Source organism: Psychroserpens sp. NJDZ02, from assembly GCF_004843725.1.
Taxonomy (GTDB): domain Bacteria; phylum Bacteroidota; class Bacteroidia; order Flavobacteriales; family Flavobacteriaceae; genus Olleya.
This window is the reverse complement of the sequence record NZ_CP039451.1, coordinates 1092818-1118029: the sequence shown is the minus strand read 5'-3', so window position 1 is coordinate 1118029 and position 25212 is coordinate 1092818. Positions and strand designations below refer to the sequence as shown.

Genomic DNA, 25212 nt, shown 5'->3' with positions numbered 1-25212 from the left:
CAGACTAATTTTTTAGTTTGCCATTTTTTTTAGAAATAAACTTAAACTTATGGGGTCTAGCTCTATAGATTGCTGTAGCTCTAGGATAGTACCATGTTCTATAAATTGATCAGGGATTCCTTTTATAATTAACGTATTGTGGTAGTTGTGTTCTGCTGAAAATTCAGCTATTGCACTACCAAAACCGCCGATAACAGAGGCGTCTTCAATTGTAATGATCGTTTCGTGAGATTTTAAGACTTCATGAAGCATTATTATGTCCAAAGGCTTTATAAAGCGTAAATCATAATGGGAAAAAGTAGAGATATCTTCCATTAAATCAAAAGCTTCAGTTATATTTTTTGCAATACTCCCTATAGATAATATTGCGATTTTACTTCCTTTTTTAAGACGTTGTCCTTTTCCTATTTCAATTTTAGAAAATGGTTGCTGCCAATCTAAAGTTATACCACGTCCTCTAGGGTATCTAATAGCGATAGGGTGTTCTAATCCTAATTGTGCAGTATACATAATGTTACGTAGCTCAATTTCGTTTCTGGGAGCAAACAAGATGAGGTTTGGTACACATCGTAAATAAGCGATGTCGTAAACACCATGATGTGTTGCTCCATCTTCTCCTACTAAACCGGCGCGATCTAAACAGAATATAACAGGCAGGTTTTGTAAAGCAACGTCATGTATAACTTGGTCGTAAGCACGTTGTAAAAAGGTGGAGTAGATATTGCAAAAAGGAATCATGCCTTGAGTGGCTAATCCTGCAGCAAAAGTAACCGCATGTTGTTCTGCAATACCGACATCAAAAGCACGGTCAGGCATTTGCTCCATCATATATTTTAAAGAACTACCAGTCGGCATTGCGGGGGTTATTCCAATAATTTTTTCGTTTTGTGTTGCTAACTCAACGATAGTATGCCCAAAAACATCTTGATATTTAGGCGGTTGTTTTATGTCTGATTTTGGGTTTAGTTCCCCTGTGTCTTTGTTAAATTTTCCAGGCGCATGGTAAGTAACTTGATTTTCTTCTGCTTGACGTAAGCCTTTACCTTTAGTGGTAATAACGTGTAAAAACTTAGGGCCTTTTACGTTTTTTAAACGCTTTAATTCTTCAATTATTAGTGGTAAGTCATGGCCATCTATCGGTCCAGAATAATCAAAATTTAAAGCTTCAAAAATATTGTCTTGCTTTTCTGTGCCTTTTTTTACATTAGTCAAATATTGTTTTAATGCACCAACACTTGGGTCAATACCAATAGCATTGTCGTTTAAAATAACTAAAAGGTTGGCATCTGTAACGCCTGCGTGATTTAAGCCTTCAAAAGCCATCCCACTAGCAATAGAGGCGTCTCCAATTACCGCAATATGTTGTATGTCTAAATCGCCTTTTAAATTAGAAGCAATTGCCATACCTAGGGCAGCCGAAATAGAGGTAGAGGAGTGACCAACGCCAAAAGTGTCAAACGGACTCTCTGATCTGTTAGGAAAACCACTGAGACCGCCTAGTTGTCTATTGCTTTCAAAATTATCGCGTCTACCGGTTAATATTTTGTGTCCATAGGCTTGATGTCCAACGTCCCAAACGAGTTGGTCTTTTGGTGTGTTGAATACATAATGTAAAGCAATAGTTAATTCGATTACGCCGAGACTAGCGCCTAAATGGCCTTCTTTAGTGGCAACGATATTAATTATAAAATCACGTAGCTCTTTAGCAAGAATAGGTAAATCGTCTTGTTTTAATAAGCGAAGTTGTTCTGGAGAATCAATGGTATGTAGGAGTTTGTTTTGCACTTAGCAAAAATACAAGATTTTATTCTTCTTCTGTATTAAATAGTATGGGTAAAGTATATCGTGAAACAACGATTTCACCATCTTTTTTAGCAGGGATAAGTTTTGGTAGTTTTTGTATTACACGCGTTGCTTCTAATTCTAAAGATTTATGTGGAGATTTGATCGAAATTATTTTTATCCCTCCATTTTTTTGAATTTCAAAATTCACATAAATACGCTGCTTTCCTTTTAGTTCAAGATCAGCCTTTGATGGTTTGATAAAATTGGTTTTTACAAATTGATTTAATTCTGATTCAAAACGTTTTCTACCATCTTCTTTTGATAGTGTATGTAGTGTGTCTTGGAATGTAGGGTATTGGTCAACATGGTGTAAAGTGTAGGCTTTAGTAGTGGTGTGATCTATAATTGATATTTCTCCTTCAATATCTAAAAAAGAGTCATCTGTTTTTAGAGAGTCTATTTTTACAGGATCAGGATGCATAACTAATTCTCCAGTAGTTGTTGTGTTGGCAATCATAACGCCAGTAATTGGAGAGTGTGGTGTTGGTCTAACTTTTACCGGTTTTAATATCTCCTTTTTAATAATAGTACTATCCCTTTTTTTAGGAGGTGCAAGATTGCCTAATACATCTATGACTTTATTACTTAAAGTGTCTACAACTTCGACGCTATCAATTTTTTGTGGTTTTCCATTTTTGGAAGAGCAGCTAAAAAGTGACGTGCCCATGACTATTAGGACAGCAAAAAAGAAGGTTTTATAAACATTATGGTTTTGTTGAATTAAACTTAGTGGAACCCTAAGGTTTATGGAGTCTAGTTGCGTTTGATTAATATGTCCGCAAATGCGTTGCTCTTTATTTTCTTGCAAGAACTCTTGAATCTGATGGGAATCCATTTTAGTAAAATCGACAACCGTTTTGTTACAAGATCCACAAAAACGTCCTTTATCTTTAGGGGACATGCTATCCCAGTCTTTATGACAAGGTTTTGGTATTTTAATTGAATAGTAGTTAGGCATAGTGTTGGTTTTATGTATAGCATCAAAAGTCTTGCCGAATTATTTGTAAACAAGAGTTTTAGGATAAAAAAAAGGAAACTATTTATAAAAAACAATTTCCTTTAAAGATATTTTTTAGTCTGAAATTTACTCCATTCCCATAGCTTTTGCCACCTCTGGGCAAGACGCTTTAACTAATCCTTGCATTTTTTCTCTGTATGCTTTTTGTTCTTCAGGAGTCTTTTCTCCTTCTTGCTTTTCCATTTCTCCATCTGGATCGACACACTTTTGGAATTCTTCCATTGCTTTTGTATAAGCAGCGATATCCATAGAAGCAGGATCTTCTTTCATTTTTTTTGTTAATTCAGCAATATCAGTTGAGCAGTTGCAAAAACGTTTTGCAGTTTCTTCTTCTGGCGTTCCTGCACAAGACAGAACTGTTACTGCTATTCCTGCTAATAATAATTTGATTTTCATTCGTTCGGTTTTTTAAGTTGAAATCAAATATATAGTTTTCTTTATTAGTTGTAAGTTTGATTTATGATAAATCCTTATGATAAATCCTTATGATGATACCTATTTTATGAAAAAAGCGCTTCAGGAAGCTGAAGAAGCTTTTGATAAAGGCGAAGTTCCAGTAGGTACTGTAATTGTTATGTTAAAGACCGCATTATTGCTAGAGCACATAATTTAACAGGGCTATTAAATGATGTGACTGCACATGCCGAAATGCAAGCGATTACTGCTGCTGCTAATTTTTTAGGAGGTAAATGTTTAAGCTTGTACCTTATATGTGACTTTAGAGCCTTGCCAAATGTGTGCTGGTGCTTTATATTGGAGTCAGATTTCTAAAATTGTATATGGAGCAAGAGATGACGATCGTGGTTGTATTGCGTTAAATACTAAACTACATCCAAAAACTAAAATGGAATCTAGTTGCGTTTGATTAATATGTTCGCAAATGCTTTGGTTTTTATTTTCTTGCAAGAACTCTTGAATCTGATGAGAATCCATTTTAGTGAAATCGACAACCGTTTTATTACAAGATCCACAAAAACGTCCTTGTATCTTTAGGGGACATGCTATCCCAGCCTTCATGACAAGATTTTGGTATTTTTATTGAATAGTAGTTAGCCATAGTGTTGGTTTTATTTACAGCATCAAAAGTCTTGCCGAATTGTTTGTAAACAAGAGTTTAGGATAAAAGAAGAGAGTTATTTATAAAAAAAAATAGCAACTTCCTTTAAAGATATTTTGTTGTCTTAAATTACCACAATCCCATAGCTTTTGTCGCATTTGGACAAGACGCTGTAACTAAAGCTTTCATTTTATCTCCGTATGCTTTGTTTTCTTCAGGAGTCATTGCTTCTACTTTTTTTGTGAATTCTCCATCAGGGTCCACACATTTCTCAAATCCTTCCATTGCTTTTGTATAAGCATCGATATCGGTAGAAGCAGAAGATTCTTCCATTTTTTTTGATAATTCGGCAATATTGGTTGCGCAGTTGCAAAGACGTTTTGCAGTTTCTTCTTCTATTGTTCCTGCACAAGACATAACTGTTACTGCTATTCCTGCTAATAATAATTTGATTTTCATTCGTTCGGTTTTTTAAGTTGAAATCAAATATATAGTTTTCTTTATTAGTTGTAAGTTTGAAATTATGATAAAACCATTTGACGATACTTATTTTATGAAAAAAGCGCTTCAGGAAGCTGAAGAAGCTTTTGATAAAGGCGAAGTTCCAGTAGGTGCTGTAATTGTTATTAAAAACCGCATTATTGCTAGAGCACATAATTTAACAGAGCTATTAAATGATGTGACTGCACATGCCGAAATGCAAGCGATTACTGCTGCTGCTAATTTTTTAGGTGGTAAATATTTAAAAGATTGTACCTTATATGTGACTTTAGAGCCTTGCCAAATGTGTGCTGGTGCTTTGTATTGGAGTCAGATTTCTAAAATTGTATATGGAGCAAGAGATGACGATCGTGGTTGTATTGCGTTAAATACTAAACTACATCCAAAAACTAAAATGGAAGGTGGTGTGCTGGCTGAAGAGGCATCAGCATTATTAAAACGTTTTTTTATCGAAAAAAGAAACTTAAATTAATAGATTGTTGTTTGTCGTTTAATGCATTAGGGATAGTAACGACATCCTTTTTGTTTTACTAAAAAAAACAAAAAGATACAGTGGATAGCGCGACGCTTTGTAGCTTTTTGCGGAAAAGGGGAATGCCCAAATGACTTGAATTATAGTTTGCGTTTATCGCCTTCTTTTTTACGCATGTCTTCAATCTTTTCTTTAGTCAAGATGTATTCGTTAGCATCTCTGTCTTTCCACCTGTGGTAGGTAAATAATGGGATAACTACAAAAAACAAGCCTAGGACACCAAAACCTATTAGTTTTTGTGCATAGTTTACATCAAGCCAGTAGCCGCAAATAATACTAGTAACTGAGGCAATAAAAGCGAGTGCGATAAAGTATTTCATTTTTAAAGTTGTATTAATTTAGTAAATTTAAAATAGCTAAATGTTTTTGGCTAAGATTTGGTAAAATTAATTAATTGACGTCTATAAGCGGTAAGTAATTTTGATTTAGATATAAAACCAACATATTTTCCGTTTTGTACAACGGGTAAATTCCAAGCGCTACTATCTTGAAATTTTTTCATAATATCTACCATTTTATCATGTTCTAAATCAATTATTTCTGGTGGGTTTTGCATGACGTCCATTGCAAGAACTTCTTTATATAACGTTTGATCAAACATTATTGGACGGATATCATCCAATAAAATAATACCTTTTAATGTTTTAAATTCTTCATCAATTACCGGGAATATGTTTCGGCTAGATTTAACAACGGCTTTGTGAACAATTTCGCCTAGATTCATGGTTTGATAAATGGGAACAAAATTAGTCTCAATAACTTTGTCAATGTCCATTAGTGTTAGTACAGCGTGGTCTTTGTCATGAGTGATAAGCTCTCCTCTTCTACCTAATTCCATGGTGTATACAGAATGTGAATTGTAGTATTTGGTGATACTAAATGAAATGGTAGCGGTTAGCATTAGCGGAATAAATAATTCGTAACCGCCAGTGACTTCTGCTATTAAGAAAATTGCTGTTAATGGAGCGTGCAATACACCAGCCATTAATCCTGCCATTCCTACGAGTGTAAAATTACTTTCTGAAACTTGATTTTTAAAGAGACCAATGTTGTTTATTATTTTAGCAATACAGTTTCCCATAATACTTCCCATAAACAATGTTGGTGCAAAAATACCACCAACACCTCCTGCTCCAAATGTAAGGGCGCTAGCAATAATTTTAAAAAAGACTAAGCCAGCTAATAAGGCTATGACAACCCAAATATTTGTGAGGTCCATTTGTAGGAAGTTATTCTCTAATGCTTTTTCTGGATTTCCGGCAATAAGATTATTAATTACAGCAAAACCCTCTCCGTATAGAGGAGGTATGAAATAAACTAAGATTCCGATGCAAGAACCACCAACGAGTATTTTTTTGAAAGGTGAATTTAAACGATCGAATAGCTTTTGAATCCGTTCGTAAATTGCAGTGAAATAGATAGAGGTTATGGCTGAAACTATTCCTAAGACAGCATAAAAGGGAACATCTGAAATAGTAAACGTATCTTCTATTCTGAAGGGTAACAACACGTCTCCACCAAGGAAAAAATAAGAGGTTAATATCGCTGATAATGATGCTAGTAAAAGGGGAAGCATGGAGGCGATCGTTAAGTCTAAACTAAAGACTTCAATTGCGAAAATGATTGCTGCAATAGGTGCTTTAAATATCGAAGACAAAGCGCCTGCAGCTGCGCAACCAATTAATAAACTTCTGGTGGTCTGATTCATGTGAAATATCCGTGCAATGTTTGAGCTAATGGCAGCTCCTGTTGCAACAGATGGACCTTCCAATCCAACCGAACCACCAAAACCTATGGTAATAGGAGCTGTTAGAAGCGAACCAAACATTTGGTAGCGTTTCATAATCCCTTTTCGTTTTGAAATAGAGAAAAGGGTCGAAGGAATCCCGTGACTTACTTTGCCTTTAACGACATATTTTATAACCAGATACACAAGGGTAAACCCTACAATTGGAAATAAGAAATAAAATGCAGTGTGATAATATTTAACTAGTTTACCTTCTAGTAAATGCTGAATAAAATGTGTTAGGTTTTTTAATATAACAGCACCTATGCCAGACGTAAAACCAACCAATATACTTAGCATATATACAAATTGTCTTTGTGATATATGCTTAGCTCTCCAGATTAAAATACGTTTTAATATAGTATGTTTTGGCATACCCCAAAATTAGTCAAATCTATAGTAGGTTTTGTATTATTGTAAAGATTGTTTTAATTGATTTAAGTCTTTTTCTAAATAAAAAATCCCACGTAAAGTGGGATTTTTTTATAAATAGTAAACTTGATGGTGTAAACTACAAATCAAGCTTTAAATTTAATTCCTTTAATTGCGCCTCATCAATTGGTGCAGGGGCATCAATCATAACATCTCTACCGGAATTGTTTTTAGGGAAGGCAATAAAATCTCTAATCGTTTCTTGACCTCCTAAAATTGAGACTAATCTATCAAGACCAAAAGCTAAACCTCCGTGTGGTGGTGCGCCATATTCAAAAGCATCCATTAAGAACCCAAATTGAGCTTTAGCTTCTGCTTCGCTAAATCCTAAATGTTTAAGCATGATGGCTTGTGTAGCTTTATCATGGATACGTATTGATCCACCACCGATTTCATTTCCGTTAAGGACTAAATCGTATGCATTTGCTTTTACGTCTCCTGGGTTAGTGTCTAATAATTCTATTTGACCTGGTTTAGGAGATGTAAATGGGTGGTGCATAGCGTGGTAATGCCCTGTTTCTTCATCAAGCTCTAATAAAGGGAAATCAATAACCCATAATGGTGCAAATACTTTAGGGTCACGTAATCCTAGACGTGTTGCTAATTCCATACGTAACGCACTTAATTGTGCACGTACTTTATTAGTGTCTCCAGAAAGCACGCAAACTAAATCGCCTGCTTTTGCGCCTGTTTTTTCTGCCCATTTAGCTAAATCGTCTTGGTCGAAAAATTTATCTACAGATGATTTGAATGTTCCGTCGTCATTACAACGCGAGTAAATCATACCCAAAGCACCAACTTGTGGACGTTTTACCCAATCAATTAATTTATCTATTTCTTTACGCGTGTAGGCATTTCCGCCAGGAACAGCGATACCAACGACTAATTCTGCCGAGTTGAATACACCAAAGTCCTTGTGTTGTGCAACGTCATTAAGTTCTCCAAACTCCATTCCAAATCTAATGTCTGGTTTGTCGTTTCCGTATAAACGCATCGCATCGTCGTATAACATACGTGGGAATTTGTCAACCTCTACACCATTAACTTCTTTAAGTAAATGACGTGTTAAGTTTTCAAAAACATTTAAAATATCTTCTTGCTCTACAAACGCCATTTCGCAGTCAATTTGCGTAAATTCTGGTTGTCTGTCTGCACGTAAATCTTCGTCTCGAAAACATTTTACAATCTGGAAGTATTTGTCCATTCCACCAACCATAAGCAATTGCTTAAAGGTTTGGGGAGATTGTGGTAAAGCGTAAAATTCACCTTCATTCATTCTAGAAGGCACGACAAAATCTCTAGCACCTTCTGGTGTAGATTTGATTAAGTATGGTGTTTCAACTTCTATAAATTCATTATTTGATAAAAAGTTTCTAACCTCTTGCGTTACTTTGGCTCTAAAGATTAAGTTGTTTTTTACAGGATTACGTCTAATATCAAGGTAACGGTATTTCATTCTAATATCTTCACCACCATCAGTTTTGTCTTCGATAGTAAAAGGAGGTAATAGAGATTCGTTTAGAATGTTTAATTCTTTTACTAAAACTTCAATCTCACCTGTCGGGATATTTTTGTTTTTAGATTCACGTTCTATAACGGTACCTTTAATTTGAATAACAAATTCGCGACCAAGCTTTTGTGCTTGTTCTAGTATGATTTTAGAAGTACGTTCCTCATCAAAAATAAGTTGCGTGATTCCGTAACGATCGCGAAGATCGACCCAAATCATAAATCCTTTGTCTCTTGATTTTTGAACCCAACCTGAAAGGGTTACTTCTGTATTTATATGTGATGCTGTTAACTCACCACAGTTGTGACTTCTGTACATAGTTTTTTATTAGAAATGCAAAAGTAAAAAATCCGAAGTAAAGACTTCGGATTTTTTGTTTAAATCATTTGTACTATTTAGTTGAAATAGAAGATTACTCTTTAAACGTACTTTCAATAGCTATTATGTCTTCTTTGTCTTCAGATGAAAACTTATCTCTTAACCACATTTTGAATTTTACAGATAAGAAAAATAAAATCGGCACCACAATTAAAGTTAAGAATGTTGCAATTAGTAACCCGTAAATTACGGTCCAAGCTAATGGCCCCCAAAAAACAACATTATCTCCTCCCATATATATGTTTGGATTAAAGTCTGCAAAAAGCGTAAAGAAATTAATGTTTAACCCTATCGCTAACGGAATTAAACCGAAAATGGTTGTAATTGCTGTTAATAATACGGGGCGTAAACGGGCTTTACCTGCTCTAACAATACTTTCAAAAAGATCTTGATTAGTTAGGTAATCTTCTTTTTCTAAATCTAATTCAGCTTTTTTCCTGTCAATAAGTAATTGGGCATAATCTAAAAGTACCACACCGTTATTAACTACAATTCCGGCTAGGGATATAATTCCAACCATGGTCATCATAATTACAAAAGAACTTCCTGAAATGACTATACCACCAAAGACACCAATGAAACTAAGGAAAATAGCAATCATTATTATTGTTGGTTTTGAAACGGAGTTAAATTGGAATATCAATATAAAAAAGATTAATCCAAGTCCTGTGAAAAAGGCACCAACAAGGAATAACATTTGCTTGTTTTGCTCTTCAATCTGACCGGTGTAATCAATTTTAATTCCGTTAGGTAAGTCTTCATAACTTTTCATTTCGTTCTGGATCTGACTAACAATGGCAGAGGCATCTGTAAAACCAGGTGATAATGCGGAATACACGGTTACGACTCGTCTTGTGTCTTTATGCTTAATGGCGCTAAAACCAGAGTTGTTTTCGTATTTAATAATAGCAGAAATCGGAATGCTTTTTATTTGTCCAGTGTTATCTCTAAACGTAATGTTTTGATTAAACAAGGCACTTTTGTTGTATCTGTTTTCGGCATTAAAACGTACGTAAATATCATAATCGTCACCATCTTCTTTATAGACACCCGCTTTAGATCCAAAGACCGAACTACGTAGTTGTTGTCCCACTTGTGCAGCACTAATACCTAGTTCTCCAGCTTTTTCTCTGTCGATAGTAACACGCATGGTTGGCTTGTCTTTATTAACATCAATTTTAAGCTCGTCAATACCAGCAATGCTTTTAGTATTAATAAACTCACGCATTGCTTCTGCAGTGTTAATAAGCTCGTTGTAATCATTTCCTTCAATTTCAATATTAATAGGTGGTCCAACAGGTGGTCCATTAACATCTTTTTCTACAGAAATTAATACACCAGGATAAATACCAACTAAAGCAGCTTGCACTTTTTGACGCAGTAACTCGCTATCTTCTCCTTTTCTAAATTTGTATTCACGCATAGAAGCTGTGATCTTAGCTTTGTGTGGCATTTCTGCAGCAGATCCTCCATCTGTTTGTGGGTTTCCAGCGCCTTCACCAACTTGAGATACTGTGCTTTCTACTAAAAAGTTTTTACCTTTAGACATGTATAAGTCCTGATTAAGAACGGTAAAGACACGTTTTTCAATTTCTTTAGTAATACCGTTTGTTTTCTCGATAGCAGTCCCTTCAGGATATTCTATATAAACAATAATCTGATTAGGTTTGTTATCAGGAAAAAACTCAACTTTAGTTCTTTTAGCGCTTAGTGATATACCAAATGCAATAAAAGAAGCAATAAGTAATAAGAATGTACCAACACTTAACACATAAGGTCTCCACCCAGATAAGGCGCTACGCAATTTACGTTCGTACCAGTTTTCTAGATTGACTAAGGCTTTGTTTTGGAAAGAATTGGCCCATTTTCTGATAAAGAAACGGTAAGCCCAGAGCATAATGGCTGTAAATATCATAACAGTACCTAAGCCTCTGTATGTACCTCCAAAAGCAAGTATAAGGATACCAATACCCGCGACTATTATTGACGTACGTATAATTTGTTTTAAAGGCATGTCTTTATCTTCGATAGTCATGAATTTAGAGACTAATACCGAGTTGAAAAAGATGGCAACAAATAATGATGACCCCAGTACTACGGATAGCGTGATAGGTAATATTTTCATGAATTCTCCCATAATCCCTGGCCATAAACCTAGTGGGATAAAAGCAGCAACTGTTGTGGCTGTAGAGATAATTATAGGAAAAGCAATTTCTCCAATTCCTTTTTTGGCAGCTTCTATGCGCCCCATGCCTTCGTCTTCCATTAAACGGTAGACGTTTTCGACCACTACAATACCATTATCGACCAACATACCAAGCCCCATAATAAGACCAAAAAGGACCATTGTATTTAAACTCTGTCCAAGTAGTTCTAATATCATTAATGACATAAACATGGACATTGGTATTGCAAAACCAACAAATAAGGCATTTTTAAATCCTAAAAAGAACATTAAAACCGCAACGACTAGTATCACACCAAAAATAATGTTGTTTACTAAATCATCTACTTGACCAATAGTTTTAGAGGATTGGTCGTTAACAATAGTTACCGTTAAATCTGGTGGGAATACATTAGCTATAGCATCCGCAACAATAACCTGAATTTGTTCTGCTGCAGCAACCATATTTTTTCCAGCACGTTTTTTAACGTCTAACATTACTACTGGATGACCATACTCTCTAGCAAATGTTGTTTTATCTTCTTCTTTAAAAGAAACGGTTGCTAAATCTTTTAGATAAATAGATTTTCCTTTTTCAGATTTTACAACAAAATTTTCAAGTTCTGATGGTTTTTCAATTTCACCTAAAACTCTAATAGTACGTCGTTGGCCACTCGCTTTTAAATTACCTGCAGACATAGTCAGGTTTCCGTTATTAATAGCTCCAATAATATCGTTAAAAGTAACTTCGGCAGCCATCATTTTATAGATGTCTACAGCAACTTCAACTTCTTTTTCTTGTGCACCACGGATGTCCGCTTTTTTAATTTCTTGTAAATCTTCAATTTCATCTTGAAGAAATTCAGCAAATTCTTTTAATTTCTGAATAGGGTAATCTCCTGAAATATTAATGTTCAAGATTGGCATTTCTTCCGAAATGCTTAACTCAAAAACATCAGGTTCTACTTTAGCGCCATTAAACGTTGGCCAGTCTTCTCCAGAAGTTTCGGTATCAATTTCATCCTTTACCTTTTGCTTGGCTTGATCGACGGTAATCCCATCATCAAACTCTACAATTAACATAGAGTAATCTTCTTGAGAGGTTGAGGTGATTTCTACAACATTACTAACCGTTTTTAGTTTGTCTTCTAAAGGGTCAGAGATTAGTTTTTCTATATCTTCTGCAGTATTTCCTGGGTAAATAGAACTAACATAAATTTTAGTTTCATTAACTTCTGGGAAATTTTCTCTAGGCATGCTAAAGAATGAAGAAATCCCTAAATAAAAGATTACTGCAATCAGGACATACATTGTGGTTTTATTGTTAATTGCCCACGATGATAAACCAAATTCGGTATCGACTTGTTTTTTCTTTTTAGTCATATTGTTTGGTTTAGTAGTTTATTACCTTAACAGTTTGTCCATCTTTAACACTACGGGCACCTTCTAAAATTAATTCGGCCCCATTAGGGATACCGTCTAGGACTTCAATAACATCGCCTTGTGTCTTTCCTGTTTTAATGATGACCTTGTTTACAACACCTTCATTATTCTCTTTTTTGTCTGAAACAATATAGACGTACTGCTCACCTTCTGCATTTTCAGAAATAATACTTTGTGGTACTAAAATGGCTTTGTCGTTGGTGTAATCGTTAATTTTAAGTCTAGCTGTTAAGTTGGGCTTGATGCTTTTGTCTTTATTTGGTACATCAATTTCTACTTTAAAAGTTCTGTTAGCTGGATTAATTACGTCTCCTGCTTGACGAATTTTAGTATCTATTGTTTTCCCTAAAACGGCAAATTCTACATTTACATTTTTACCTTTAATAACTGAAGAGACATAACTTTCTGGAACATCTGTTTCAATATACATATTGTCTAAGTTTACAATTTGCATAAGTGGTGTTTGTCCAGCACCAACAACACTTCCTTTTTCTGTAATAACATCGTCAATGGTTCCGCTAAAAGGTGCTCTAACTGTTGTTTTGTTTAATTGTTGTTGTATTTGATTGATGGCCTCTTGTTGAGATAGGTAAGACGATTGCGCTTGCAAAAACTGAATTTCGCTACCAATTTTTTGATTCCATAATCTTTTCTGACGTTCAAAAGTTGTTTTGGCTAAATTAGATTGTATTTTATATTGTGCTAATTGTTGGCTTAATCCACCATCATCAATTTTTGCTAAAACCTGCCCTTTAGAAACACGTTGCCCTTCTTTGACATATACATTAGTTAGTATACCGTTGTATTCAGGTGTAATGATTAATAGGTTTTTAGTTGTTACGTTACCTTGTAATTCTAAAACATGATTAAATACTTCTTCTTTAGCTTCAAAAGTGGTAATTAAAGGTGTGTTTTGCGTGCTATCTAATGTTTTAATTCTGTCGTCTAATAATTTTATTTTAGAGTGAATAGCATCCTGTGCTGTTACTAATTCTGCTCTTTTAGTTCGTATCTCTTTTAGATTGTTTTTTTCTAAAACTTTTTCGACTGTATTTTTTTTATCTCCATTGCAAGAGGCTAATAAAATAGCTAAAAAAGAGAGTGTTATTATATGTTTCATAAGTAGTGTTTTGTAAAGTTGATTAGTTAGTCGTGTTTAGTAAAGTCTCTAGTTCTGCTTTTTTTGTAATAACATCTAACATGGTTTGAAGAAATTCTTGTTGAGCAGTATATAATTGAGTTTGTGCTTGTCTTAAATCGAAACTTGAGCCAATACCTTCAAAAAATTTAGTTTGATTTTTTTGTTCGATACGTTCAGCAAGCGTTAGGTTTTCTTTTTTGTTTTGGTACTCTTCAATTGCAAATTGGTAATCACTTTTAGCAGAGTGTATTTTCAGGTTAAGGATTTGTTCCGTCTCCGTAAGGTTTATTTCTGCTTTTTCTAAATTGATTTTTGCACGTTGCGTTGCTGCACTTCTCATGCCTGAACTAAAAATTGGGATATTTAAACTGACACCAAATATGGAGGAACCAAACCATTTTTCTCCGGTATCACCAAAGTTGAAAGATTCTCTGTTTCCTGCGTAAGCACCATTTATAAATGCATTTAAGCTAGGTAAAGCTTTGCTTTTTTCTAATTTTACTAATAGTTCTTTTGATGTTTTATCGTTTTCTGCGATTTTATAATCTATAGTATTTTCTACATTATTATCAGTGGTTAATAATTCTAACTGAATGTTTTGAAGTGTTAACGCGTCTAGGTTTTCGGTTAATACAGTTTTGTCCTCTATAGGTTTTCCTATATTAAGGTTTAGCATTTGATAGGCCAAAACCTTTAGGCGGTTAGTGTTGTTTAGCCTACTTTGGACACTGGATAGTGTGATTTTTATTTGCTCTACACTTTCTTCTTCTTCTAAACCATTTTCAAAAATCTTAGTAATTTCATTTAAGTTTTTTTCTAAAACGGTAATGTTTTTTTCCAATATAGAAACGCTTTCTTCTGCTAAAAGGACATTTCCATAAGCATTGATTACAGCTTTTCTAACTTCTAAGTCCGTCTTTGTTTTTGCATTTTTAGAGATCTCTAAGTATACTTTTGCAGATTGTAACCCTACAATATAAGAGCCGTCAAAAAGTAATTGACTTAGGGTGGCGGTACCTGTTAATGTGTGTCTTGATCCAACTTGGATGATTTGATCTCCAAAAACAAATACATTACGTTTTAATGCATTTTGATAATCTACTGCAGCGCTAAGTTGAGGTAAACCAGTGGCGGTTGTTTCCCATTTTTGTTTAATAGCAGCATCAATATCTAAAGCAGCATTTTTTACCGATCTATTGTTTTCTAAAGCATAATCAATTGCTTCTTGTAAAGAAAACTCGGTTGGAGTAGTTTCTTGTGAAAAGGCAAAAGTGCTAAGAATTAAACTAAATACTATTAGTATGTTTCTCATTATCTAGGATTGATTGTTAGTAATAAATTGGGTTAATGTTTTTAGTCCGTCCTCACTACAAATGGCTCTTAAGTGATATTCTAAATAACTTTCTGTTAAATATTCCATTGTAAATAGTGTAGACGGAAAAATACTTTCGTCTTTTATGCCAGACATACCATTAAAGTACATTCTAGCAATAAAGTCGACATCAATGTTCTGTCTAAACAGACCTGTGTCAACTCCTTTTTGCATACTGTGTTTTACAGATATATGCATTTTTTCAAATTGTTTGGTTTGAAGGTTTTGATGGATTTGTGGATAGTATTTTTTTAGTTGAAACTGTGGTGATGCCTTTTCGTTTTTTAGATAAGTCATCACAAACATTTTTATGTCGTATAATTCTTCAATAGGATTGTGGGAGGCATTACAGATATGATCAATGCCGTCACAAATGTTATCAAACATATTTAGTGTAGCCGCTTCAACTAATTTTGTTTTATTATCAAAATTTTGATAAATAGTTTTTTTAGAGATCCCTAGCTCATTAGCAATATCATCCATGGTAACACTTTTAAAACCAAGTGTTAAAAATAGCTCTGCAGATTTATTTATAATTTTTTTTCTCATAATTTGCCACAAATATACAACAGGAAACTTTAAAAACAATTAAAGTTTCCAAAGTATTAATTATTTTTTAACACTGGAGTTTTACTAGAGTTTAGTTTGTTAGTACTATTTGCTTTATTTTTGCAGGATGCAAAATATTTTATCATATCAGTCTGCTTTTACAGATTATTTAAAAGGTTACTCGTCACCAAAAGAACCAGAGAATTTATATAGGCCTATCCATTATATATTAGGGTTAGGAGGTAAACGTTTACGTCCCGTATTAACGTTAATGACTGCAGATATTTTTGGTGTTGATTATAACAAAGCTTTAGATGCTGCTTTAAGTATAGAGGTGTTTCATAATTTTTCTTTGGTACATGATGATATTATGGATGCTGCACCTTTAAGAAGAGGACAGCAAACGGTACATGAAAAATGGGATCTTAACACTGGTATTTTGTCGGGAGACGCGATGTTGATTATGGCGTATCAGTTATTTGAAAACTATAACCCAAATACATTTCAGTCGTTAGCAAAGTTATTTAGTAAAACAGCATTAGAGGTTTGCGAAGGGCAACAATACGATGTCGATTTTGAAACTAGAGATGATGTTACTATCCCTGAGTATTTAAAAATGATTGAATACAAAACAGCTGTTTTGGTGGGAGCAGCCATGAAAATGGGAGCGATTGTAGCAGAAACTTCTGAAGAAAATCAAAATAGTATTTATCAGTTTGGTCGTTTATTAGGGATTGCTTTTCAGTTACAAGACGATTATTTAGATGCTTTTGGAGATCCAGAAACATTTGGTAAGCAGGTTGGGGGTGATATCATTGAAAATAAAAAAACCTATTTGTATTTAAAGGCGTTAGACTTTTTAGGTGCTAAAGATAAAATACAGTTAGAACAATTATTCTCTGTTCAATTAGATGATAATTCAGAAAAAATTGAGACTGTAAAGCAATTCTTTTTGTCGTCTGGTTCTGCTAATGCCACTCAGGAAGCTATTAAGGAGTATACTCAAAAAGCTTTTATGGTATTAGGAACGCTTAATATTACTGAAGAGAAAAAACATTTACTAAAAACTTTCGGAACTAATTTAATGACAAGAAGTGTTTAGTTAATATGGAAACGCCATCAAATTTTAATCAATTGATAGAAGAAGCAAATGGGCTTCAGCTTTATCAGAGTTTAGTCAAGCAGTTAAATAAAGATTTTTTGTATGCAAATATTGATTTAGACTTTGCTGAGGATATCTTGCCAGAAAGTTTAAAGTTATTATTGCACGAAACGGTGTATAAACTTATTCAGGAAAAATTTGCCGAATACCTAAACCTGTTATACATCATAGATGTATCGGAAGAGGTAATAAAGCAGTTAGATGGCAGTGATACGTTACAATTGGCAGAACAGGTTTCTTTTTTAATCTTAAAAAGAGAATGGCAAAAGGTTTGGTTTAGGAATGAGTATTCTTAATAGGATAGTTTAGTCCTATTTAAAAATAATTATTATCTTTGTGTAACTAATTAAAAATTATAATGTTTTCAAAAGCTTGCGAATACGGAATTAGAGCCTCGATTTTTATTGCTAAAAACTCGTTTGAAGGCAAACGCGTTAGCCCTAAGGAGATTGCAGTAGAAATTGATTCGCCTCAAGCTTTTACAGCTAAAATTTTACAAGCATTAGTTAGAAATAACATTGTTAACTCTGTAAAAGGAGCGCACGGTGGTTTTGAAATTGATAAAAAAGATATTCCTTTAATTAAGTTATCTCAAGTGGTTGAGGCTATAGACGGAGATGCTGTTTATAGTGGTTGTGGTTTGGGCTTAAGTACGTGTGACGAAAATCATCCTTGTCCGGTACATGATAAATTTAAGGTGATAAGAGATGGACTTAAAGTGATGTTAGAAACTACTAATTTAGAAGAATTGGCACTGGGTATAAAATCTGGAGTTTCGTTTTTGAAGACATAAAAAAAATTTAAATATAAATAGGATAAATTTATCCGAAATAAAATTAATATGGAAATACTACAAGATAATAGTCAAAAAGAGATTGGGCAATTTGTAGCCGAAGATTTTAGAACAGCAGCACTTTTTAATAAATATAAAATTGATTTTTGTTGTAGAGGAAATAGGACGGTAGAGGAGGTCTGTTCTAAAAATAATATTGATAGTAATTTATTGTTAAATGAATTGGATGCTATTATGCGAAGCAGTACCGGTCAAAATATAGATTATCAATCTTGGCCAATAGACCTGTTAGTGGATTATATCGAAAAGAAACATCACCGTTATGTTGAAGAAAAAACACCTGTACTACGTCAGTTTTTAGATAAATTATGCAAAGTACATGGAGCCAACCATCCAGAATTATTTAAAATAAACGACTTGTTTACTGCGTCTGCTGGCGAATTGGCATCACACATGAAAAAAGAAGAATTAATCTTGTTTCCGTTTATAAAAAAAATGGTTAAAACTAAATTAGAGCATGGTGTTTTGGATGCACCTGCTTTTGGAGCTATTGATAGCCCTATTGCTATGATGATGCATGAGCATGATAATGAAGGTGTCCGATTTAGAGAAATAGCTAAATTAACAGCAGATTATACGCCACCTGCAGATGCTTGTAATACCTATAAAGTAACGTATGCTATGTTAGATGAATTTGAAAAAGATTTACATCTACATATTCATTTAGAAAATAATATCTTATTTCCAAAAGCTAAAGCATTGGAAGCTCAGCTTGAGAACTAGTAGTCTACTGTAACACGGAAAAAGCCCATAACACGTAATGTTATGGGTTTTTTTAATGGTATTTGTTAAAATTAGAAGACTACAGATACATTCATGTAAAAATTGCGCCCTTGTCTTTGTATGTTATTCCAATCTGCGTAGGTAGAATATGTCGTGTCTAAAATGTTTTCTACACCATATTTTAGTATAAACTTGTTGGTGTCAAGGAAAAATACATGTCCTAAGTTTATGTTTAAAACAGAGTAAGACGGGGTTTCGTCTTCACCATAAAAATTACTATAATTGCTTTGATTTCCGTTACCTTCTAATTGTAAAGCTGCATTAAAAGTTTTAATGTTGTAGTTTAATTCAGCTAAATAAGAAAACGGTTTTATTAATGGTAAATTCTTGTTATTATTACCTTTTCCATAATTATAACCAACACTTGCATTTGCTGAGATGGTATTGCTGAATTTGTACGATGTATTGACATACACATCAAAAATAGAAGCGTTTGGTAACGTATTATAAACACGTACGCCATTGGCTCCAATAGTCATTGGATTTAATGTTGTGTCTATATCTCCAATGATATAATCCATTAAATAGAAGTAAGACGATTCTAATCCAATAGTGAAATTATTAAAAATATAATCAGCTTTAAAATTAGCTTCAATAGCTTTTTCGTTTTTTAAGGTTGGGTTTCCTATGTTATCATAATTATCAAAACTATTATATAAGAAAAAGCCATAGCCTTCGCTAACAGAAGGCGCTCTTTCTCCATAGCCTAAGCCAAATGAATAGTTTGATTTTTCTTTTTTTAAATTATAATTTGAAGAAAAGCTAGTTAGAAATCTACTTTTGATAGCGTCTATTTCTGGGTAAAAAATCTGTAGACTTTCTAATCCGACCGCTTTTGCTATTTTGTTGCGGTGATATCCTAACCTTAGTGATGCCGAAATTGTTTCTTGATCATTTAACGCATAGTTATCCTTTGCATAAATACCTGTGTATAATGTTCTAATATCGGGCCAAGTATACATAAACATGGCAGGTTGATTAGAGTCGTTTGGATACATGGTCATTTCGGCTAAAACCCGATTGTTAAACCCGTTAAAATTAAATGCTAATTGGTGTTTATTAACCTGTGCGGTTGCTTTGCTATAAAAACCATAGGTATCACTCCAGCCTGGCATATCCATTCTAATTGGGACATCGGGACGTTTTGAATCGTCCATTATGTGTGTAATAGTATTAAAATATAACTTAGTTTCTAAGGTTTTTATAAAGGTAGAGTCATTGCTGTAATTATGGGTTACAGATGTAATTAAAGCTTCAGCCAAAGACACATCCATTGGTAATGCAGGATAACCAACATCTGTTGCTTTATCGTAAATTATGTGAGCATCAAAAGACTGGTTTTCGGATAGTTTGTAGCCTGTTTGAAGTGAGATATTAAATTTTTCGAATTGAGAGTATAATATTTCCTCACTATTTCCAGCATTATAATTATCCGATTTACGGTAAATCCCGTCGGCATTAATATAAAAGTTGCTTCCAGAATATTCTAGATCTAATCCTCCAGTTTTATAGTTCCCGTTAGTTTCATAACCTACATCAGCACTAGTTTTTAGTCCAGATTCAAAGTATTTAGATTTTGGAATTTGTAAATCAATGTTTCCTCCAACACAATGTCCATTTTCTGTGCCTTCTTGTCCTGATCCAACACTAATTTTTTCTAAATTGGAGACGTCCACGTAAGATGTAATGGGGTCCATTTTATCTGTACAAGCACCAAATATTTGCATACCATCAATGGTAACACTTAAGCGATCACTTGTCATATTATTAATAGAAGGCTCCCAAGCATAATTACCACGTTTAATCATGGTTATTTTGTTTGATTTTTCTAGAAACGCATCAATACTGGATAATGTTTTTTCTTGACGGTAGTTACTTAGTTTTCGTCTCCCTAAAACAATAACCTCTTCTAATTTTGTAGTATCTTTTTTTGTAAAAATGGTGTCTTCTTGAGCAAATGTAAATCCGCTAAAAAATAAGCTGATACTAAATATTATAAACTTTTTCATTAGTATTTTATTTAAACAGACACATTACAAACTAATGTGTCTGCTGTAATTTTTGAAGTGGGTCTGAGTTAAAACTCTAGCTCTAGGTATAATGAGCTTTGTGTGTTGTCTTCGGTAACATCTTCACCTTTTAAAACCTCACCATTGGTGTTTAGTAGTTTTAAATTAAGTACCCAATAGCCAGTCATTGTTAATGCTAAATTAGCATTGTACATTTGTTCTGCACTGTTATAAGTTAAATCCGTGTTGTTAGGCGATGTGTGATTACCCATACCTGGCATTCTTGGATCTAGTGTTATTGTAAAGTCTTCTACCACTGGAAATGTCATCATGTTTTCCATTTTGAAAAGCCCAACTTTTAGATTATTAATCGCAATTTTAGGGTCGTTTGGCTCTACTAAAGCAACAATGTATTTGCTATCATCACTTCCCATAAAACTTGCAGAATTTTGATTGTCATTTTGCAGTACTGTAATCGCATCTGTAACAGTATAATCTATTCCGTTAATGGTGTAGTTTACTGTTAGAGACCATCCAGAGCCATCAAGATTAGTCATTTGGTAGATTATAAAACCATCGTAAACCGTATCTTTTCCTAACGTTTTGGTTATTGTAGATTTAGGTGAAGAATGTTCCATGGTTGGCATCTGCATCATTGGTATCCAAGATAAATTAGCATCTTCAAGATAGCTATTTGTAGCATTGTCAATAACTCTTAGGCTTATAGCGTTATAACCGGTTTTAAATTGACCAGTCGTATTAAATAACTCAATGGTATGAGTTGCATTAGTTAGATCCTGAATTTTTGTTAGTCCTGTAACTTCGTTTGTGATTCCTGAGTCATCGTCGTCATTGTCTGAAGAACAAGAGACGTTTAATAATGCGATAAAAAGGATTGGAAATATATATTTAAGTTTCATTTTTTTTTTTTTTTTTTTTTTCTTTTTAAAATTATGCTAAAAACTTCCTGCTAGCGTCATAAAATGAGTTAGAATGAGAGTAAAATCAAAGTGATTTTTAATCGAAAAAAATTAACTAAAATTTGGTGGAGGTGTGTCTATGTCTAGATACATTTTTGAGACTTTTAAATCAGAGAAATGAATACTCTGTTTTAATACGATTGGTTCTATTGGCTCTGTTTCCAAAGTAAAAATACTTGCAGGACAATACACATCTAGACTGATGCGCTTAGTCTCTTGTATTGGTGTGTCTGGGTTAGACTCAGGATTATTTTCTGTAAGCTCTTTACGTAATTGGCATTTTCCATTACACCCTTTTTGATCTTCTTTTTGGACGCAAAGTGTTTTTGCAATTTGGTCTTGATTTATCACAAAATCAGCAACAATAACCATAGTATTTATATTATTGGCTAATAATATAAATACTAAAACAAACGTGGTTGTTTTTGCTGTTATAGCTGAAATCATAGTACAAATTTAAAAATTGTTATGTGATTTAAACATGATTATTGTCATAGAACCATTTAAGTTTATGATGAGTATTTGAGGCTTAGAAATCTTTCTTTTTAGATTTATATATAATTCTAGAAACGGGTAATACAACCCAAACAGAAAGCATTACAAAGGATACTATTAATCCCACATTAGTCCCGAAAAATTGTTTAAAAACAGCTCCAGTATAGCCTAGTAAAGCAGAGATGTCTAGTTTTAAAAGTATCAAGGTTCTAGATAAATCTATTGGGTTTAGCATGGTGCCTATCAGTGATAATTTGTCTAGCGGATAATCTTCAAACATAATAAGTGTCATTAAAAATAAACCGTCATAAATGATAGCTAAAAACAACCATAATAGTATAGCATAACCAAACCCTTTTATTTTGTTCTCATTAGATAACGCAATATTAAAAGCTAACGCAGTAAAAATTAGGGTTAAAAATGTACCGGTAATTATTAATAATGAAAAATCCCAGATAGCACTACTTTGAAACAGTCCGTAAAACACAAACGGAATCCCTAAGCCTAAAATTAAACTCATAGATAAAGAGATTGCTACACCTAAGTATTGTCCTAGAAATATGGAGGAACGTTTTAAGGGTTGCGCTAATAATAGTTCTGTAAATTCTTTATTATTATAATAATACATAACACCAAAAATGGTCCCAATTAGTGGTACTAAAACAATAATAACATTCATTAATGTAATTACTGCTTTAGATAAATCGTTATTTAAAAACAACAATACAATACCTAGCAGTAAATAAAATGCAAAGTAGACGTAACTCCAACGACTACGCATTAAGTCGTAAAAACTGTATTTTAATATTTTAAGCATGATTATCGGTTAATATAGACGCAATTGCATGCTCAAAATCGGGCTGCTGTGTCTTGGTTTTTAATTCTGAAATTGAGCCTTTAAAGTATATTTTACCTTCTAGGATAAATACAATCTCATCTGATATTTCTTCAACAAAACTCATAATGTGTGAGGTGATAAGTATTGTTTTTCCTTTGGCTTTTTCGGATTTAATTAAATCTTTTAAGCGTATTAAGGATATTGGGTCTAAACCTGTAGTGGGTTCGTCTAAAATAATTAATGGACTATTAAACATAAATGTCAACACTAGGTTTACTTTTTGCTTTGTTCCACCAGATAAATTACCTAGTTTTTTGTCTAAAAAAGGTTCTAGTTTAAATAGGTCTATCAGACGTTGGTCTTCTGTAGTTGGTTTGCGTAAATCCTTAATCATTTTGATTAATTCTTTTACTTTTAAATTACTGGGGAAGTTTGCTATTTGTGGTAGATAGTCAATTTTATGCCTGTATTCTGGATTTTTTTTAATGTTTTCTCCAAGGACTGTAATGTCACCTTTGTTAGGGATTACCATGCCCAAAATGGCTTTAATTAATGTTGTTTTTCCTGAACCATTTGGTCCAAGTACAGCAAAAATTCCGCCTTCACTAATGCTTAAGTCTACGCCACTTAACACTTGGTTTTTTCCGAATTTTTTATGTAAATTTTGAATAGTTACCATGTTATTTTTTTTATTAGTGGGTTATTGTCTAGTAAATTGTCTGGCGTAAATACTGGCGACACTTTTTCTGAAAAATCAATAATATCTATAAACATACTACGCAGTAAAATGATTGTTTCTGGTGTACGGTTGACGATGTAAGAAAATAGTTTTACAGGTCTGTAAGGCACATCTCCAATACCATTTTTGTCTAAGTCGTAACCGGTGTAATTACTCCAATAATTTTTATCAAAAATATTATCGTTAACATTACTGTTGTAAGCAATGTCAAAGGAGTTGTATAAAAAATTGTTTTCCGTAAAGGTGTTTGTGTAGCAAGCTCCTTTTACTTTGATAGCCCATCCGTTATTTGAAAAATTATTGTGCTTGTAAACAATACGGTTGGAACCTTCTATGTTAATTCCGATGGTATTGTCTTCAAAAGTATTGCCTATAATTTCAGCATCATTTATTTCTTTTAAAAGCATTCCGTAAGAAGCTGTTCCCCAGTTTTCTTTAAAAAGATTATTGTACATTTTTATGCGCTTTGAAAACATAACAGCGACACCTGCACCATTATTTTCAAAGGTGTTGTCTTGGTAGATGTCATCGTTAGAAAACATAAAGTGTAAACCGTAACGTACATTTAGGGTGCTCGTGTTGTTTTTGATAAGGCAATCGTCAGAAAATTCTAAATAAATACCATCTCTAACATGCTCGACATAATTATGTTCAATTTGGATGTTTTTACTATACCATAATTGGATCCCGTTTCCGGAATTGTATTCTTCTACTGCATCACCAATAATTTTGTTATGGTATACTTTGCCATCTCTTGATTTTTCAATGTAAATACCAAAAAATAATTTTTCAAGAACTAAATTCTGAATCACGAAATTTTTGCTATTTCTTACTCTAATAGCAGCATAATCTTCCGTGTAACTTGTACCTACATTTATTATAAATAATCCATCAACTGTAACATTGTCTGCTTTTATAGTGATGATCTCACCTTTAGATTCTCCATCAATTACAGGGTAGTTTTTACCAATAATAGTCAGAGGTTTGTCTATAACAATAGCATGCTCTTTGTACGTCCCTTTTTTTATAATAATAGTATCAAAGTCTTTTGCTTGACTTATAGCTTTTTTTACATTGCTAATAGGACATGTTTTACATACTTCAATAGTTTGTGCAATAGCAGTGTTAACCATAAATATGGCCATCAAAATAAGGCTTGAATATTTCATGCGCCTAGTTTTTTAAATGCGCTAATACTTGTGTCCAAGAATATAACTCACCACCTTTTTCGGCTTTTATTTTTTCGGCTTCAGCCTTGTTTTTAAAAGCAGTCAGAAATGCGCCCATTGGGCTTGGAATACTTTTGCTAATTAAAAAAGTGGCTTGTGTCGCATCTGTAAAAGCTTCTGGTTCTGAGAAATGATTAGTTAAGTATAATTCAATTTCTGAAGTATCAAATTCATCAAAATAATTAACCATACACTCGGTTGCGTCAAATTTGTATGTTTTACCTTTTTTGGTAACAAACTCTGCAGCGTGTACTTTATCTACGATGGTCATTTTACAAAAGTGACAACCATCGCTGCCATATGCTATGGCTTTTGGAGAGACATTACAACTTGTAAAAATAAGAAGTAATAAGACTGGTAAATAGTGTTTTAGTGTTTTCATTGTTTTAGTGTTTT

Annotated in this window: 23 protein-coding genes and 1 pseudogene; 6 read left to right on the top strand and 18 right to left on the bottom strand. The window is 33.4% G+C overall.

Annotated elements, in window-relative coordinates; genetic code table 11:
- Positions 1 to 12: 12 nt before the first annotated feature.
- The 3 genes from dxs to E9099_RS04995 all read right to left on the bottom strand — a co-directional run bounded on the left by dxs (position 13) and on the right by E9099_RS04995 (position 3259).
- Positions 13 to 1785 (bottom strand): 1-deoxy-D-xylulose-5-phosphate synthase, encoded by a 1773-nt coding sequence (dxs, locus tag E9099_RS05005; RefSeq protein WP_136582606.1) that lies wholly within the window; start codon positions 1783 to 1785, stop codon positions 13 to 15.
- 19 nt (positions 1786 to 1804) lie between these two features.
- On the bottom strand, positions 1805 to 2803 hold the full coding sequence (locus E9099_RS05000) for an energy transducer TonB (protein WP_136582605.1): 999 nt from the start codon (positions 2801 to 2803) through the stop codon (positions 1805 to 1807).
- A gap of 126 nt (positions 2804 to 2929) precedes the next feature.
- Entirely contained in the window at positions 2930 to 3259 is a 330-nt protein-coding gene (locus E9099_RS04995; protein WP_136582604.1) for a hypothetical protein, read from the bottom strand.
- A 76-nt stretch (positions 3260 to 3335) separates the two neighbouring features.
- Here E9099_RS04995 and E9099_RS04990 point away from each other — a divergent pair.
- Positions 3336 to 3728: pseudogene (locus E9099_RS04990) on the top strand (nucleoside deaminase).
- A gap of 321 nt (positions 3729 to 4049) precedes the next feature.
- Here E9099_RS04990 and E9099_RS04985 read toward each other — a convergent pair.
- Positions 4050 to 4379, bottom strand: coding sequence for a hypothetical protein (locus E9099_RS04985; protein WP_136582603.1), 330 nt, complete (start codon positions 4377 to 4379; stop codon positions 4050 to 4052).
- Between the two features lie 64 nt (positions 4380 to 4443).
- On the opposite strand from E9099_RS04985, the gene E9099_RS04980 reads away from it, so the two are divergent.
- Positions 4444 to 4893 (top strand): nucleoside deaminase, encoded by a 450-nt coding sequence (locus E9099_RS04980; protein ID WP_136582602.1) that lies wholly within the window; start codon positions 4444 to 4446, stop codon positions 4891 to 4893.
- A 140-nt stretch (positions 4894 to 5033) separates the two neighbouring features.
- Here E9099_RS04980 and E9099_RS04975 read toward each other — a convergent pair whose 3' ends face one another.
- The 7 genes from E9099_RS04975 to E9099_RS04945 all read right to left on the bottom strand — a co-directional run bounded on the left by E9099_RS04975 (position 5034) and on the right by E9099_RS04945 (position 15728).
- Complete coding sequence (locus tag E9099_RS04975; RefSeq protein ID WP_136582601.1) at positions 5034 to 5273, bottom strand: MFS transporter; 240 nt, start codon at positions 5271 to 5273, stop codon at positions 5034 to 5036.
- 50 nt (positions 5274 to 5323) lie between these two features.
- On the bottom strand, positions 5324 to 7114 hold the full coding sequence (locus E9099_RS04970; RefSeq protein ID WP_136582600.1) for a chloride channel protein: 1791 nt from the start codon (positions 7112 to 7114) through the stop codon (positions 5324 to 5326).
- Positions 7115 to 7250: 136 nt separating this feature from the next.
- Positions 7251 to 8999, bottom strand: a complete 1749-nt coding sequence (gene aspS, locus E9099_RS04965) for an aspartate--tRNA ligase (RefSeq protein ID WP_136582599.1) — start codon at positions 8997 to 8999, stop codon at positions 7251 to 7253.
- A 94-nt stretch (positions 9000 to 9093) separates the two neighbouring features.
- Positions 9094 to 12606 (bottom strand): efflux RND transporter permease subunit, encoded by a 3513-nt coding sequence (locus tag E9099_RS04960; RefSeq protein ID WP_136582598.1) that lies wholly within the window; start codon positions 12604 to 12606, stop codon positions 9094 to 9096.
- 10 nt (positions 12607 to 12616) lie between these two features.
- Positions 12617 to 13786, bottom strand: a complete 1170-nt coding sequence (locus E9099_RS04955) for an efflux RND transporter periplasmic adaptor subunit (RefSeq protein ID WP_136582597.1) — start codon at positions 13784 to 13786, stop codon at positions 12617 to 12619.
- 22 nt (positions 13787 to 13808) lie between these two features.
- Positions 13809 to 15119, bottom strand: a complete 1311-nt coding sequence (locus tag E9099_RS04950; protein WP_136582596.1) for a TolC family protein — start codon at positions 15117 to 15119, stop codon at positions 13809 to 13811.
- 3 nt (positions 15120 to 15122) lie between these two features.
- Entirely contained in the window at positions 15123 to 15728 is a 606-nt protein-coding gene (locus E9099_RS04945; RefSeq protein ID WP_136582595.1) for a TetR/AcrR family transcriptional regulator, read from the bottom strand.
- Between the two features lie 127 nt (positions 15729 to 15855).
- Between E9099_RS04945 and E9099_RS04940 the strand changes: the two genes are divergently transcribed.
- From E9099_RS04940 to ric, 4 genes are all read left to right on the top strand, one after another.
- Positions 15856 to 16830, top strand: coding sequence for a polyprenyl synthetase family protein (locus E9099_RS04940; protein ID WP_136582594.1), 975 nt, complete (start codon positions 15856 to 15858; stop codon positions 16828 to 16830).
- Positions 16831 to 16835: 5 nt separating this feature from the next.
- A complete protein-coding gene (locus tag E9099_RS04935) occupies positions 16836 to 17186 on the top strand; it encodes a hypothetical protein (RefSeq protein ID WP_136582593.1) in 351 nt (116 codons plus the stop codon).
- 62 nt (positions 17187 to 17248) lie between these two features.
- Positions 17249 to 17683, top strand: coding sequence for an RrF2 family transcriptional regulator (locus tag E9099_RS04930; protein ID WP_136582592.1), 435 nt, complete (start codon positions 17249 to 17251; stop codon positions 17681 to 17683).
- A 48-nt stretch (positions 17684 to 17731) separates the two neighbouring features.
- Entirely contained in the window at positions 17732 to 18466 is a 735-nt protein-coding gene (ric, locus tag E9099_RS04925; RefSeq protein ID WP_136582591.1) for an iron-sulfur cluster repair di-iron protein, read from the top strand.
- Between the two features lie 71 nt (positions 18467 to 18537).
- Here the strand turns inward: ric and E9099_RS04920 are convergent, their stop codons facing one another.
- The 7 genes from E9099_RS04920 to E9099_RS04890 all read right to left on the bottom strand — a co-directional run bounded on the left by E9099_RS04920 (position 18538) and on the right by E9099_RS04890 (position 25198).
- Positions 18538 to 20535: a TonB-dependent receptor gene (locus E9099_RS04920; RefSeq protein ID WP_136582590.1), complete on the bottom strand. Its 1998-nt coding sequence runs from the start codon at positions 20533 to 20535 to the stop codon at positions 18538 to 18540.
- Between the two features lie 68 nt (positions 20536 to 20603).
- A complete protein-coding gene (locus E9099_RS04915; protein WP_136582589.1) occupies positions 20604 to 21455 on the bottom strand; it encodes a hypothetical protein in 852 nt (283 codons plus the stop codon).
- A gap of 111 nt (positions 21456 to 21566) precedes the next feature.
- Positions 21567 to 21962, bottom strand: a complete 396-nt coding sequence (locus E9099_RS04910; RefSeq protein WP_136582588.1) for a hypothetical protein — start codon at positions 21960 to 21962, stop codon at positions 21567 to 21569.
- Between the two features lie 82 nt (positions 21963 to 22044).
- Entirely contained in the window at positions 22045 to 22827 is a 783-nt protein-coding gene (locus tag E9099_RS04905; protein ID WP_136582587.1) for an ABC transporter permease, read from the bottom strand.
- Positions 22820 to 23527, bottom strand: a complete 708-nt coding sequence (locus E9099_RS04900) for an ABC transporter ATP-binding protein (RefSeq protein ID WP_136582586.1) — start codon at positions 23525 to 23527, stop codon at positions 22820 to 22822. Before E9099_RS04900 ends, E9099_RS04905 begins: the two co-directional genes overlap by 8 nt.
- Positions 23521 to 24756 (bottom strand): nitrous oxide reductase family maturation protein NosD, encoded by a 1236-nt coding sequence (locus E9099_RS04895; protein WP_240788954.1) that lies wholly within the window; start codon positions 24754 to 24756, stop codon positions 23521 to 23523. The genes E9099_RS04900 and E9099_RS04895 overlap by 7 nt, the downstream gene beginning before the upstream one ends.
- Before the next feature lie 4 nt (positions 24757 to 24760).
- Entirely contained in the window at positions 24761 to 25198 is a 438-nt protein-coding gene (locus tag E9099_RS04890; protein WP_136582585.1) for a nitrous oxide reductase accessory protein NosL, read from the bottom strand.
- Between the last annotated feature and the right edge of the window lie 14 nt (positions 25199 to 25212).

Excerpts from the sequence above, each read along its gene's own strand:
- E9099_RS05000 (WP_136582605.1), bottom strand. The coding sequence starts at position 2,803 with ATGCCTAACTACTATTCAATTAAAATACCAAAACCTTGTCATAAAGAC.
- E9099_RS04950 (WP_136582596.1), bottom strand. The coding sequence starts at position 15,119 with ATGAGAAACATACTAATAGTATTTAGTTTAATTCTTAGCACTTTTGCC.
- E9099_RS04895 (WP_240788954.1), bottom strand. The coding sequence starts at position 24,756 with ATGAAATATTCAAGCCTTATTTTGATGGCCATATTTATGGTTAACACT.
- E9099_RS04960 (WP_136582598.1), bottom strand. The coding sequence starts at position 12,606 with ATGACTAAAAAGAAAAAACAAGTCGATACCGAATTTGGTTTATCATCG.
- ric (WP_136582591.1), top strand. The coding sequence starts at position 17,732 with ATGGAAATACTACAAGATAATAGTCAAAAAGAGATTGGGCAATTTGTA.
- E9099_RS04955 (WP_136582597.1), bottom strand. The coding sequence starts at position 13,786 with ATGAAACATATAATAACACTCTCTTTTTTAGCTATTTTATTAGCCTCT.
- E9099_RS04935 (WP_136582593.1), top strand. The coding sequence starts at position 16,836 with ATGGAAACGCCATCAAATTTTAATCAATTGATAGAAGAAGCAAATGGG.
- E9099_RS04995 (WP_136582604.1), bottom strand. The coding sequence starts at position 3,259 with ATGAAAATCAAATTATTATTAGCAGGAATAGCAGTAACAGTTCTGTCT.
- E9099_RS04910 (WP_136582588.1), bottom strand. The coding sequence starts at position 21,962 with ATGATTTCAGCTATAACAGCAAAAACAACCACGTTTGTTTTAGTATTT.
- E9099_RS04930 (WP_136582592.1), top strand. The coding sequence starts at position 17,249 with ATGTTTTCAAAAGCTTGCGAATACGGAATTAGAGCCTCGATTTTTATT.
- E9099_RS04945 (WP_136582595.1), bottom strand. The coding sequence starts at position 15,728 with ATGAGAAAAAAAATTATAAATAAATCTGCAGAGCTATTTTTAACACTT.
- E9099_RS04905 (WP_136582587.1), bottom strand. The coding sequence starts at position 22,827 with ATGCTTAAAATATTAAAATACAGTTTTTACGACTTAATGCGTAGTCGT.
- E9099_RS04940 (WP_136582594.1), top strand. The coding sequence starts at position 15,856 with ATGCAAAATATTTTATCATATCAGTCTGCTTTTACAGATTATTTAAAA.
- E9099_RS04985 (WP_136582603.1), bottom strand. The coding sequence starts at position 4,379 with ATGAAAATCAAATTATTATTAGCAGGAATAGCAGTAACAGTTATGTCT.
- E9099_RS04915 (WP_136582589.1), bottom strand. The coding sequence starts at position 21,455 with ATGAAACTTAAATATATATTTCCAATCCTTTTTATCGCATTATTAAAC.
- E9099_RS04980 (WP_136582602.1), top strand. The coding sequence starts at position 4,444 with ATGATAAAACCATTTGACGATACTTATTTTATGAAAAAAGCGCTTCAG.
- E9099_RS04970 (WP_136582600.1), bottom strand. The coding sequence starts at position 7,114 with ATGCCAAAACATACTATATTAAAACGTATTTTAATCTGGAGAGCTAAG.
- E9099_RS04890 (WP_136582585.1), bottom strand. The coding sequence starts at position 25,198 with ATGAAAACACTAAAACACTATTTACCAGTCTTATTACTTCTTATTTTT.
- aspS (WP_136582599.1), bottom strand. The coding sequence starts at position 8,999 with ATGTACAGAAGTCACAACTGTGGTGAGTTAACAGCATCACATATAAAT.
- E9099_RS04900 (WP_136582586.1), bottom strand. The coding sequence starts at position 23,527 with ATGGTAACTATTCAAAATTTACATAAAAAATTCGGAAAAAACCAAGTG.
- E9099_RS04975 (WP_136582601.1), bottom strand. The coding sequence starts at position 5,273 with ATGAAATACTTTATCGCACTCGCTTTTATTGCCTCAGTTACTAGTATT.
- E9099_RS04920 (WP_136582590.1), bottom strand. The coding sequence starts at position 20,535 with ATGAAAAAGTTTATAATATTTAGTATCAGCTTATTTTTTAGCGGATTT.